This window comes from Phaeodactylibacter xiamenensis (assembly GCF_000759025.1).
Taxonomy (GTDB): domain Bacteria; phylum Bacteroidota; class Bacteroidia; order Chitinophagales; family Saprospiraceae; genus Phaeodactylibacter; species Phaeodactylibacter xiamenensis.
Genome location: NZ_JPOS01000003.1, coordinates 178,785 through 192,749, shown reverse-complemented (window position 1 = coordinate 192,749; position 13,965 = coordinate 178,785). Strand labels below are relative to the sequence as shown.

The following is a 13,965-nucleotide window of genomic DNA, read 5'->3' as shown; positions in this document are numbered from 1 at the left end:
GCCACGTGCATGTGTTCCGGGAAATGGCCTTTGGGAGCTTTACGAACTACCCAACAAATGGGAATGGCTCGCCTGCGCCAGATTACACTGACCATCAGCGCCATGCAGTCTTTGCCCACACAGGAGCCATCGATGGCCAGAACTAACTCTCCAGCCTTGCTCAGAGAGTGGAGAATCGGAAGAAGGTAGGGTATAAAGTGTACCGTGACATCGGTCCACTTATTTTGCAACCAACGCTTGGCCTTCTTGACCCGACTTTCCAGGTCAGTGGGGTCTTCCATATGGCGGCCCAACTCTGATAAAGATGCCCGGCCACCTTTGATTAAGGCACCTAATAAACCAGATAAGACGGTTAATCGACGCAAGGCGTTGCCTTGTGGAACCTCAGATTGATGCTTTATCAACCATTTTTTAGATCTTTGCAGAACGGCATTTTGAAAGGGTTTTCTGCAAAGATTTTTAAAATCTCAGAAAACCCTTATTTTTTCTGTCTCTCTTTCCAAACTTTCAATGAACTTTTTGCCGAGCTAAAAGTGTACGGCAATGAAAACGCCATTACCCCGCAACCACTATTTCAACACTTTTGGCTTCAAGATTTGTCTTGGGGATAACCACTTTTGCCAAGCGGTTTCCCATAATCTTGATGGGCATCAATTAAACCCAGGATATCTCTAACCAAACCCAGTTTGCAAAAACACAAAGAATAATGCAAAAACATCTACTGATTCTCCTGTTTTTTTCGCTTGCAGCCCTCACATCAAATGGGCAAAACCTCTTTGTACTTGAGTCATGGAATGATATGCCTTCTGAAACGCTCGATGAGCAGTTTTCTGAATACCAACTGACTAAAGCTCCGGTACAGGCCCTGCACAAAACCCTTCAGCATGGCGTGAACCAGGAAGTGCTCTTGTCCCTTCAGCTGGGCTCCCTGCAGCCGGTTGAGCTGAAACTAACCGCTCAAGACCTTCGGGCACCGGATTATCAGTTGGTTCTTGGTGATTCAAAGGGCAGGCGTGTACTGCCCAGGTCTGCCAACAAAACTTACCGGGGCTATGCTGCCGGAACACCGACGGACCAGGTTCGCCTGACTGTAGATCAGAATTTTCTATACGGCTTCATTGAGCACCGTGCAAAAACCTACTTTATTGAACCGGCCTGGTACCTCGACCCCTCACTCCCGGAAGGCACCTATGTGTGGTATGAAGCAGGAGCCGTTAAGGCCCCGGAAACGCCCCACACCTGTGGTACGGATCACGACCACCACTTCAAACCTGGTCCTGCTCCGGACCTCAGCCGTCAGATGATGCAGTGCTATTCCGTAGGAATGGGGCTGGCTGCCGATTTTCAGCTTTTCAATGCCCTGGGGTCAGAAACGGCTGTAGAGAACTTCATGTTGGGCGTTCTCAATAATGTAGGGACTAACTACGATGATGAATTCTCCAATCAAATCGAGTTTGTCGTCAATGGTACTTTTATCTCGACTTGTTCCGGATGCGACCCCTGGACAGGATCGAACGACGCGTCTACCGTTCTCAGCAGCTTTACCAACTGGGCCAACGGCGGGGGCTTTGGATTTAACCACAGCCTGGCTACACTCTGGACCGACCGCAATTTTAATGGTTCCACAATCGGTGTAGCCTGGCTGGGCGGGCTTTGCACTTCAAATCGCTACAACACCTGTGAGCGCTTCTCCTCTAATGCTGCCCTGCTTCGGGTCCTGCAAGCGCATGAAATCGGGCACAACTTTAACGCTTTTCACGATGCCAGTGGGGCTAATTTTATCATGGCACCCTCCGTTAACTCAAGTAATAACTGGTCCACGACCTCAATAAATACGATCAATAATTATATCAATGCACAGGCGGGTATACCTGGCTGCTTTGGCCCCTGTGGCTCACCTATTGCCCCACCGGTCGCTGAAATTGGTACTCCGGTAGAAGAAGCCTGCCCGGGCAGTTACATTCAATTTATTGACGAATCACAAAATAGCCCGACTTCCTGGTCATGGTCCTTTACGGGTGGTGTGCCGAACTCATCTACGGAGCAAAACCCGGTTGTGTTTTATCCAGATCCCGGAATTTATACGGCCACGCTCAACGCTACGAACAGCGCCGGTTCTTCCTTTGCCGTTTCCAATACTATCATCGTACAGGAAGGCAATACCAAATACCTGTTCTACGATGCTATGGAAGGCAACCTAAACAACTGGACGGTCGAAAACCCGGATAACAGCACCACCTGGACGATCACCAATGTAGGGGGAACGGTATCCGGGCAGCAGGCGGCCTACATGAATAACTATAACTATGATGCCGAGGGGCAGCGTGATGCGCTGATCACTCCAGTGCTTAATTTCTCACAGGAAGCAGGGATGCGCCTCAAAATAGACTATGCCTATCAGCGGTACAGCCTCGCGCTCAGAGACGAGCTGCGTATCCTGGTTTCCACCAACGGAGGCAACACTTATCCTGATGAAATCTTCTTCGGTGAAGAAGATGGCAGTGGCAATTTTGCGACGACTCCGGATGGGACGGATTTGTTCACCCCGAGCGTGCCGGCTGACTGGTGCTATGCTGGCAACTTTGGAGCCGATTGCCTCAACATTGACTTGTCTGCTTACGCCGGCGAGCCGGAGGTCCGGATCAAAATAGAAAACACCAACGGTTTCGGCAACAACCTTTACATTGATAATGTACGAATTACCTCCAACTGTTTTGTATTACAGCCGCCTGTCGCTGCTTTCGCTGCCGATGTGGAATCCGGTTGTGCCCCGCTGACCGTTCAGTTCTCAGACTTTAGCCTGGGGGATGTGGAGGTCTGGGAGTGGTCCTTCCCCGGTGGTGTGCCTTCCACTTCCAACGCACAAAACCCCACCGTAGAATACCCTGTGCCGGGCCAGTATCCGGTTACCCTAACGGTCTCCAATGCCGCAGGCAGCAATACCACCTCCCTCAATACAGACATTGAAGTGTTGGGCCCTCCTGAACCGTTTTTCCTTTACGATATCGATAGCTTCACGGTAGCCTTTGGGAATCTGACTGACAACTACACCGGCGTCAAATGGGAGTTTGGGGATGGCAATGAAACTGAAGTGGATGCTCCCACGCATACCTACGAAGAGCCTGGTACTTACACGGTTAGCCTATCCGCCCAGAATGAATGCGGTATGGCAGAATACACCGAAGAGATCACAATAGTACCGCCTCCCACTGCCACTTTCCAAAGCGAGTCACTATCGGGCTGTGCACCCGTGTTGATGCAATTTATCAATACGAGCTCCTTTGGAGAGACCTTCCATTGGACTTTCGAAAATGGCAATCCGGCGACGTCCACTGATCCGGACCCAATCTGTAGTTTTGCGACTGCCGGGACTTATGAAGTGACCTTAATCGCCTCCAATGGCGTCGGTACGGACACGCTTACGCAAATGATCACGGTCTCCGGGGCGCCTCAGAGTAGCTTTTTTGCAGATTATGTGCCCGGAACCTTCACCGTTTCCTTTCAGAATACCTCACTGGACGCTTTTTCCTTTGAGTGGGACTTTGGAGATGGTTCCCCGGTCAATACAGACTTTTATCCCACACACACCTACGATACCACTGGGATTTACACCGTTACTCTGATTGCCACCAACGAATGTGGCAGCGATACCGCTACCCAGGAAGTAGCGATTGTGCTGCCGCCTGTAGCAGGGTTCTCCATTCCGCAGGATACTGCCTGCGCGCCTTTTACGGTGCAGCCGGTGAACAATGCCGAAGGCATTGTCGAAAACTGGCTTTGGATTGCCAATGGCGCAAATCCGGATACTGCAACGGTGCCCAATCCTTCCTTTACCTTTGATGCACCAGGCACTTATGATATCGTACTGCAGGTCTCTAATGCTGCGGGAAGCAGCCTCGATACCGCTACTATTGTGATCGGAGGGCCGCCCAGCAGTGCGTTTACATTGATAGACACCCTTGGCTCCCCGCAAATTTCCACGGTCAACACCAGTGTAAATGCTGACCTCTACTTCTGGTCATTCGGGGATGGAAGTACTTCCAGCGCAATAGCGCCTGCACATACATATGCGGAGGACGGGGGCTACACCGTCACACTCATCACCGAAAATGCCTGCGGGGCCGACACACTGGAACAAACGGTGTCTATTGTAACCCCACCAACGGCAGGGATTGCCAATGCCGATACCTCAGGATGCTCGGTCTTTGTATTAACGCCTGAATATACGGGCGCCTCAAATTATGATACCATCAGCTGGTCTGCTCCGGGTAGTGTGGAACTTACCGCAGATCTGTTAGCACCGACCTTTACCTATGAGACAGCCGGGGTGTATGACCTGATGGTGACGGTAAGTAATGCGGCAGGCAGTAGCACGGATACCTTATCCGTAACGGTGATTGATGCTCCGGTTGCAGATTTTGAGCTGGCTTACACCACAGGTACGGACAGTATCGTCCTGACGAGCCTGAGCACAGGAGCAGATTCCCTGCAATGGGACTTTGGCGATGGCGAAACGAGCACAGCATTCAGCCCCACCCACCAATATGCCGAAGACGGCACCTACACCGTTCAGCTGGTCGTTTGGAATGCCTGTGGTACAGATACGCTGGAGCAGGTGGTTAACATTCTCACCCCACCGGCAGCTGGCTTTTCTTTGGATGCTAATTCAGGATGTGCGCCCTTTACTGTACAAATTTCGCCCGCTGACCCGGATGCCGATTACAATTATGTCTATACTGCAAATGGAGCTCAGCCATCCGTTGCATCGGTTCCTGATCCTACTTTCACCTACGGCAGCCCGGGTACCTATCAAATTATTCAAAAAGTCTCGAATGCAGCGGGCAGCAGTACAGACACCCTTCAGGTGGTCGTGGGCGCTTCGCCCGATGCTGCCTTCGAAGCTACGGTGGTACTTGGCAGCCTTAGCCTGGACCTGACCAATGATAGCGAGGATGCGGACGGCTTTACCTGGCATTTCGGCGATGGCAACAGCAGTACGGAGGCTGAGCCCAGCCACACTTATGCCGCCGATGGAGCATATACCATACTGCTGATCGCCAACAGTGCCTGTGGTACCGACACCGCTCAGCAAACGGTAAATGTGATAACCGCTCCTATGGCAGGGTTTGAGCTAAATGCCACAACAGGCTGTGCGCCCTTCACGGTAAGCCTAATCAATACGGCAAGCACCAATGCTGCTGATTTCAGCTATTTGGCGCCCGGCGCCACACCTGAGCAGTCTACGGACGCAGAGCCCTCCTTTACTTATGGTAGCCCCGGCACTTACGAGATTATCCAAACCGTGAGCAACGCCGCAGGCAGCAATAGTGATACCCTGCAGGTGACGGTAGGCGGTATACCAGTGGCAGACTTTGAAGCCAGTACCACACCTGGTAGCTTTGAACTAAATATTTCGGATAACAGCTCAGACGCCTCTGCCTATCTATGGAGCTTTGGCGATGGCAACGAAAGCACCGTATCCAATCCGGCGCATGCTTATGCCGAAGATGGGGTGTACACTGTGCAGCTGATCGTAAGCAACCAATGCGGCAATGACACCACCACTCAGGAAGTAGAGATCGTTACGGCTCCAACCGCTGGCTTTACAACTGAGCAGACAGAAGGGTGCGCCCCATTTACGCTTACGCTAAACAATACGGCGTCTGCAAACGCCACAGACTTCACATACACCGCTACCGGAGCGGTGCCGCCGGTTTCATCGAATCCTAACCCGACTTTCACCTTCCCTGCGGCGGGACAGTATACCATCATACAAATAGTGAGCAATGCCGCCGGAAGCAGTACGGATACCCTAACGATATCAGTAGGTGTTGCACCGGATGCAGAATTTGAAGGTATAGTCACGCTGGGCACCACACTGCTGGAGCTGACCAATAATACGCTCGGCGCTACAAATTTCGCCTGGGACTTCGGTGATGGCAATACGAGCACAGCATCAGCACCTTCCCATACTTACACCGCAGATGGCACTTATCAGGTCACCCTGATTGCTTCCAATGCCTGCGGAGCAGATACAGTGGCGCAGTCCTTTACCGTGGTTACCCCACCGGTTGCTGCGATTGATCTCGAAATGAGCAGTGGTTGTTTGCCATTTACTGTAAATCCGGTTAGTGTGGCTTCGGCTAATGCTGAGGAACTGCTTTGGACAGCACCGGGGGCTGCTCCGGAAACCGCAACTGGCGCGATGCCGGCCTTCACCTATACCGAAGCCGGTACCTACACCATCTACCTGGAAGCCAGCAACGCTGCCGGTGTCAGCATCGATTCCACGATTATTGAGGTAAAGGGGCTGCCAGATCCGGCATTTTCAGCAGAGGTGGATGGTTTTACCGTCAATCTGGCGAATGCTTCTACCTCAGCTCTGACTTTCGCATGGTCATTTGGGGATGGGAATAACAGCGACGCAGCCAACCCCGCGCATACATACGAGTCTCCCGGCGACTACGATATCACCCTGACTGCTGCCAATGAATGCGGACAGGCGGATACCACGCTGTCCGTAAGCATTGTACTACCACCACCCACCGCTGGTTTTGAAGTGGAAAGTACGAGTGGTTGTGCGCCGTTTGAAGTTACTTTTGTCAACACCTCGCAATTTGGTGAAAGTTTTGAGTGGGTTTTGCCCGGTGGTACTCCGGCCACAGCTACCACCGCCAACCCGGTAGTGGTGTATGAAACGCCTGGTGTTTTCAGTGCCACGCTAATTGTTAATAATACTTCCGGGTCGGATACGATTGAGCTTCCTGATCTGATTACAGTAGGCGCAGGCCCTCAGGCCGGCTTCGACTTTAGTATAGATCAGGCTACGGTAAGCTTTGTGAATACAGCCATCAATGCAGATGCTTTCCTTTGGTCGTTTGGCGATGGCAGCACAAGCACTGATTTGAATCCAGTGCACGACTACGATATGGCCGGGGTCTTTGACGTGACGCTAATTGCTGAAAATATATGCGGCACGGATACCCTGCAGCAAACCATTGAAATTGAAGGGCAGGCACCGGAGGCTACGATCAGCTTCGGCAATACTGCCGGGGCCTGCGCACCACAGACGCTTGAGCTGCTCGCTTCCAGTTCGGAAGGCGCACCTGCTGACAGCTGGCAGTGGTTGTTGCCCGGTGGTGCCCCGGAGACGGCGACCGGAGAGACTGTTGCCGTAACCTACGATGAGGCGGGCACCTACAGTATTACCTTGATTGGGGTCAATGCTTTTGGCGCAGATACCCTTACACTTACCGATACCATTCAGCTTGACGAGGTACCTGTGGCAGGATTTGACTACGAAACGCAAGAAGGGGACGTGGCATTTACCAATACGTCTACCGGTACGAATCTGTTCTTTCAGTGGGATTTTGGTGATGGCAGCACGAGTACGGAGGCTAGCCCCAACCACAGCTACACGGAGACCGGGCAGTACAACGTAACACTAACTGTAGGCAACAGTTGCGATACATTTACAGTGAGCCAGGTGTTGAATATTATGGTTTCCTCAACCGGCGACTGGGCAGACCTATCGGCTTTTGAAGTCTTTCCCAACCCCAACCGTGGCCTGTTTACAGTGAAAGTAAAGGCGGCACCGGCTGAAGCCATCCAATGTCAGCTCTACAACCTGATGGGGCAGCAACTCAAAGCATACGAGGCTGATTTCCGGTCGGGCTACTGGCAGCAGAACATAGATGGAACGGCATTGCCCGCAGGTGTCTATCTGCTTGAGCTGGGCATTGGGCAGCAGCGGGCCTACCGCAGAGTGGTGGTAGAATAGCCGGTTTGCACGGGCAAGTTCTTCTGGGAAGCTGCTCCTTTACTTCGGGGGCAGCTTTCTTTTTTGGCTTATTTTTTTAACAAAACCTCCTGGACATTTTGTCGTGTGGCTTCTAGCCCATTTGTTTTGGGGCTAAAGGATAAACCGCTGAAATAAATCATTTTTGTAAAATAGTTTGCATAAATGAAGTTCGTTTATATATTTGTTTATAAGAGAGCTCTAAACATATATTCGTATTTCCGTCATCCGATTTTACAGACTGAACACTAAGCGGCGTGCAGCCTGACTGCAGGCTCAACTTATATTCCCCCCGTCTAACGAAGACATTTTGATGCCATCTAAAGTCGAGCACGGCTTTTAGATGAGCTCGTTTATTCTCTTAACAAACCTATGTAACAATGAAGCATGTTTACTTTCCCAAACAGGCTCCGGCATGGAGTCTCGTATTATTCTTATTAGTTGGCTTTGGGTTTCCAAATCTTCGTGGGCAATGCGCCTTTGATTTTACCCCCTTTTCATCCAGCTCTGCTCCTACCGCCCCCGGAGTGACAACCCTACTAACAACCTGTCTTTATGGTGGTGAACACCGTCCGGTCACCAATATGCAAGCCGGCAACACTTACCGCTTCGAGACCTGTGGAGATTCGGATTTTGATACTCAGATCACCATTTTTAATGAGACTGGAACCACAGCATTGGCCTTCAATGATGACTTCTGCGGTCTTCAGTCCAGTGTGGAATTTACGCCTATTACCACCGGTACCTATCTGGTACAGGTGAATGAGTTTGACTGTGCTTCCAATTCTACCTGTATGACGCTTAGAGCCACTTTGTTATCAGCTGACTGCAATGAAAACGAAGTCGTCGTAGAAAATGTCTGACTCCTTCGGCGATGGCTGGAATGGCAACGAATTGGAAATCATTAACGATAATGGCGACGTGGTAGCTACGGCTACTATTACCGGGAGTGTTTCTTCAGGTACAGAAACTTTCTGTCTGCCCGATGGGTGCTACACCGTCGATGTGGATGGAGGTATTTTCCAAAGTGAGGTAAGCTGGGATATTTTCGTCAATGGTAGCCTGGCACTCTCCGGCGGCGCGCCGGAGTCGGGTTTGGAATTAGCGGTCAATTCTACATGTGGCGCGCCTCCTGCTCCTGAAAATACCATTTGCGTTAATGCTAAACCTGCAGCCCTGGGCATTAACGAAACGGAAACGGTCAACGTAGGCGATGGTGCAGAAAATGGTTGTTCCTTTCCAATCAGTAGCGGAAGTGCAGACCATGCCCGCTGGTTCACCTTCACGCCTGCGCAAAACGGTGAATACACCATAGGCTCTTCAGGATTCACAAGTGCAGACACCCGTCTTTCCATTTATACCGGCAACTGTGGCAGCCTTAGCTGCTTTGCCAGCAACGATGATATCAATGGGTTGGCAGACCAAGCCTCGGAAGTAACGACTTGCCTTCAGGCAGGCGTAACTTACTACATTGAGTGGGATAACCGCTGGTCTATTGCTTCTTTTGATTGGAGTATTTCCTTCAACGGTACAGGTGAGTGTGGCTCAGGTGGAGATCTGCCCGCACCCTGGACGGCTAACGATGTCGGAAGTGGCGCCAATGATTTTGGCTTTGATAATGGTGCTTTTACTGTAACTAACGGAGGCAGCAATGGCTATAGCAACAGTAATGATAACATTGCTTTTGCAAGCCAAACGATCTGTGGAAACGGCTCTATCACCGTTAAGATTGAGAGTGTTTCCGGTAGCGGTTTTGCTGGTGTTGCCCTTCGCGAAAGCACAGCTCCCGGTGCAAAGCAGGCAATGATCCTAACTAACCTGAACAGCTTAGTGCCCTGGGTGACCCGTACCGCAAATAATGCGCCCAACAACTTCACACCCCACTGGCGGGCACACACCTTCTGGTTGAAGTTGGAGCGCATCGGCAACTACATCCGCGGCTATACCAGCACAACTGGCAACAGCTTCTCCATAATTGCACAGACCTACCTGCCTATGGACGCCTGTTTGGAAATAGGCATGGTCACCGCTAATACAGGCGGCGGTCAGACGACTGCGGTTTTCAGCAATGTAACGGTTGAGGGGGGAGCGCCGCTGTTGGCTGCTGATGAGACGGCAATCACTGCAGCAACGGACCGTGAAAAATCTGCATCATCTGCTGGAGTACGTGGCTTTGAGCAGCCGGCTGCCGCCGGGGCTGCCCGCTTGTTCCCGAACCCGGCATCTGACCGTATTACAATAGATCTGCCTGCTACGCAACCAATGGACGCGACCCTTGTCCTGCGCAATCAACTGGGGCAGGTGCTCCAGTCACGTCAGGTAGAAGCGGGGCTATTCCGAACCGATTGGGATGTGAGCCAGCTCTCCGGAGGGGTTTACTATATGGAAGTCCGGTACGAAGGGCAGCAGCCTCAGGTACTGCGCTTCGTGAAAACACATTAACTGATATTTTGTAGTTTGGTAAAGAAGCCCTCTGATCGTGCAACACGGTCAGGGGGCTTTTTTTGTCGGCTGCCAACCCTTCCTGCATAGGAGTCGTCATTCCCAGTGTTAAGGTTTTCTGAATGCAGCAGCGAATGGGCAGCTGGTACGTTCTGAAATCATACTATACTGACGATTAAGTGGTTTGCCACAGCAAACCTACTCAATGTCAGTATTTACGCTGTGAAGTGGCTTGCGCCTGCCCTGACAAGCTATGCTTCGTCAGTGGCCGATGTCGCAAATCCAAGATTCCAGACGATGAATGTCTGGACTGTAAGCCCGACATTTATCGTCGCAAACCACTTCGTATTGCGTATAAAACCAAAATAACACCACACACCCGACTAAAAATGAAGCAACTCCTACTCTTGCTTGGGTTCCTGGCTTTGTCTTTGCCATGCCTCGCTCAAAAGCATACCATTAGTGGCTACCTTAGGGATGCCAACTCTGGTGAACCGCTCATCAGCGCTAATATTTACGACCGGTACTCGGATCAGGGGACCGTTACCAATGTGTACGGCTTCTACAGCCTGACGCTGCCTGCTGATTCTGTGCACATCAATTTTTCCTACATTGGCTATGAATCGGTCGAACATGCCTTTCTGCTTAAACAGGATACCACTTTAAATATCGACCTGGACGGTGCTGTACAGCTGGAAGAGGTCGTGGTACGGGCCTCTCGTCAGGGCGAACGCATCGAAGAGCGCAGTCAGATGAGCCAAATGACCGTACCGGTAGAGCAAATCAAAATGGCCCCGGTACTTCTCGGCGAAACTGATGTACTCAAAACCCTTCAGCTCTTGCCCGGCGTGCAGTCGGGTGGGGAAGGGCAGACCGGGCTCTACGTTCGCGGCGGCAGCCCTGATCAAAACCTGGTGCTGCTCGATGGGGTGCCCATCTACAATACTTCTCACCTGTTGGGTATCTTCTCGGTTTTCAACGCCGATGCCGTCAAGAACGTCACCCTGACTAAAGGCGGCTTCCCGGCGCGCTACGGTGGGCGCCTGTCTTCTATTCTGGAAATCAATATGAAGGAAGGCAACCTGCAGGAATGGCATGGGGAGGGCGCTATTGGCATGATCAGTTCCCGGCTGACTCTGGAAGGCCCCATCAAAAAAGATAAAACCTCCATTCTGGTCTCTGGCCGGCGGACGTACGCCGATTTGCTGTTTCGGCCTATTGTGGCTTTGGCCAATCAGCAGTCTGAGGAGGACGTCAAAATAAAGCTGCACTTCTATGACTTCAACGCCAAGTTGCAGCACAAATTCAATGATAAGCACCGCCTGTACCTTAGTGCCTACCTGGGGGCAGATGTGTTCTTTACAGATGTGACAGACGACGAAGACAGCTTCGGTGGCGGTATCGACTGGGGCAACAGTATTTCTGCTCTGCGCTGGAACTGGCAGATCAACAACAAGCTTTTTGCCAATACCACGCTGACCTACAGCCGTTTCCAGATTGATGTGATCGCCGAACAAAGCAGCCGCTATAATGATGGGTCAGAAGAAAGCTTTTCTGCCAACTACTTTTCCGGAATTGAAGACTGGGCGGGCCGGATTGACTTCGATTACCTGCCTGCCCCCGGGCATTATATCCGCTTTGGAGGGGGCGTGACCAATCACACCTACCGCCCGGGCGCACTTAGCCTCGATGTCGCTTTTGATCAGGAGCGTTTTGATACACTTATCGGCTCACAGAATGAGTTTTCGGATGAGCTTTTTATCTACGTGGAAGACGATATGCAGCTGGGCAAGCTCAAGGCCAACGTAGGCCTGCACGGCTCCGGCTTCAAGGTAGGCGATGAGTTTTACACTTCGCTGCAGCCGCGTATCGGGCTCAATTACCTGCTACCCAAAGATGTGGCCCTGAAAGCCTCTTTCGCCACGATGGCACAGTTCATCAACCTGCTGACGAGCGAGTCCTTCAGTTTGCCTACTGACTTGTGGGTGCCGAGCACGGAGCGCATCAAGCCACAGCAAAGCTGGCAGGTAGCTGCGGGCGCAGCCAAGACCTTTGGCGATGGTATAGAAGTCAGCCTGGAGGGGTATTACAAAAAGATGCACAATGTCATTTCCTACAAAGAGGGGGCAAGCTTCTTGTTTGGGCTGGAAAACGACTGGCAGGACAAAGTTACGCAGGGCGAAGGCGAAAGCTACGGCGCCGAGCTTTTCGTGCAGAAAAAATTTGGGCGCACCACCGGCTGGCTGGGCTATACGCTGAGTTGGAACTACCGGCAGTTTGACGAAATCAACGGCGGTCGGCGCTACCCCTTCCGCTACGACCGGCGGCATGACCTTTCTCTGGTGGTCAATCACGATTTTAATGAACGTATTTCCCTGTCCGGAGCATGGGTATATGGGACGGGCAATGCCGTTACGATCAATACCTTTGAGTACCCGATCAACTACTTTGGATCTGATTTTTTCAGTGGGTTTAGTACCATTCAAAGTGGAGGCGAGCGCAATGCCTTCCGCATGACGGACTACCACCGCCTGGACCTTAGCTTACGCATGACGAAACAGATGAAGCGTCACGTGCGAACCTGGGTATTCGGAGTGTACAATGCCTATTTTCATCGCAATCCCTACTTTATTCTCGCTGACCGGGACCTGGTACAGCAGCCGGACGGTAGCTTCGAGGAGCAGCCGGTTTTCCGCGAAGTGAGTATTCTGCCCATCATTCCATCCATTTCTTACCAGTTTAAATTCTAGAATCATGCGCTATAGCCTGTTTTTCGCAATCGGCCTGTTGACGGCAATGAGCTTTTCCTCCTGTGGAGAAGATGCTTTTACCCAAATCGTAGACATTGAGCTGCCGGAGCATGAGCCGCGCCTGGCTGTGCATGCCCTGGCATTTAGCGAAAGTGATGCCTTTGGTGTTCTGGTCTCCAACAGCCGTAGTGTCCTTTCAAAAGAGGAGTTCTCGGTCTTTCCGGACGCCGAAATCCAGTTTTCCGGCCCGAATGTAGAGGGTGTAACTTTTTCCTATGCTCCGGACGATGGCCGGCACTATACTGAGCTAAGTCAGGGTTGGGCCGCGGGAGATGAAGTGTACACCCTTGATATACAGCAAACGGATTACCCTTCAATCAGAGCACAACAACGAATGCCCAGGGCACCAATTGTTTTGGACGTTACCGTTGATGAAGAAGGGGCACTCAGCGAGAGCGGAGAGCGGCTGGATGAGATTGTCATTGAAATACAAGATGAGCCAGGTGAGCATTACTATGCGCTGCAAGGCGAGGTCGATTACCAGTATGTAGATGAAAACAATGATACTATTGCCGGCTATTACTCCGTCTGGCTGGAATCCAATGACCCCATACTCTCTTATGCCGAAGTAGACCGAAGAGGTGCGCTGATTTGTTCGGATGGCGCTTTCAATGGCAATACCTACCGCTTTGCTACCTACACCTGGGAGGATCTGCCAATCGGGCTTATGTCAGGGAGCAAGTTGCGGATACGGGTTACGAGCTTATCGCGGGATGCCTTCCTGTACTACCGCTCTCTGGACCAATACTGGGGGGCAGATGGCAATCCCTTCGCTGAACCCGTGACGGTCCACAGCAATATTGAGAACGGATACGGGATTTTCGGGCTGGGGCATACCACGATCTACGAAATAGACCTGTAAGGCGTTATTTTGCGTGTATAATAAAATGCACAAAACAGAAAGTGGCTACCGGC

Annotated in this window: 6 protein-coding genes; 5 read left to right on the top strand and 1 reads right to left on the bottom strand. The window is 51.6% G+C overall.

The window, feature by feature from the left end:
- Positions 1–404, bottom strand: a 404-nt coding sequence (locus IX84_RS01555; RefSeq protein WP_044215971.1) for a hypothetical protein, incomplete at its 3' end; no start/stop codon positions are given.
- A gap of 302 nt (positions 405–706) precedes the next feature.
- Here IX84_RS01555 and IX84_RS01545 point away from each other — a divergent pair.
- The 5 genes from IX84_RS01545 to IX84_RS01525 all read left to right on the top strand — a co-directional run bounded on the left by IX84_RS01545 (position 707) and on the right by IX84_RS01525 (position 13,912).
- A complete protein-coding gene (locus tag IX84_RS01545; protein ID WP_044215969.1) occupies positions 707–7,780 on the top strand; it encodes a PKD domain-containing protein in 7,074 nt (2,357 codons plus the stop codon).
- Between the two features lie 545 nt (positions 7,781–8,325).
- Entirely contained in the window at positions 8,326–8,661 is a 336-nt protein-coding gene (locus IX84_RS32720; protein ID WP_160213613.1) for a DVUA0089 family protein, read from the top strand.
- Positions 8,654–10,240 carry a T9SS type A sorting domain-containing protein gene (locus IX84_RS01535; protein ID WP_044215967.1) on the top strand — a complete coding sequence of 529 codons (1,587 nt, stop codon included), beginning with the start codon at positions 8,654–8,656 and terminating at the stop codon, positions 10,238–10,240. The genes IX84_RS32720 and IX84_RS01535 overlap by 8 nt, the downstream gene beginning before the upstream one ends.
- A gap of 389 nt (positions 10,241–10,629) precedes the next feature.
- On the top strand, positions 10,630–12,990 hold the full coding sequence (locus IX84_RS01530; RefSeq protein ID WP_044215966.1) for a TonB-dependent receptor: 2,361 nt from the start codon (positions 10,630–10,632) through the stop codon (positions 12,988–12,990).
- 4 nt (positions 12,991–12,994) lie between these two features.
- Positions 12,995–13,912, top strand: coding sequence for a DUF4249 domain-containing protein (locus IX84_RS01525; protein WP_044215965.1), 918 nt, complete (start codon positions 12,995–12,997; stop codon positions 13,910–13,912).
- Positions 13,913–13,965 lie beyond the last annotated feature (53 nt).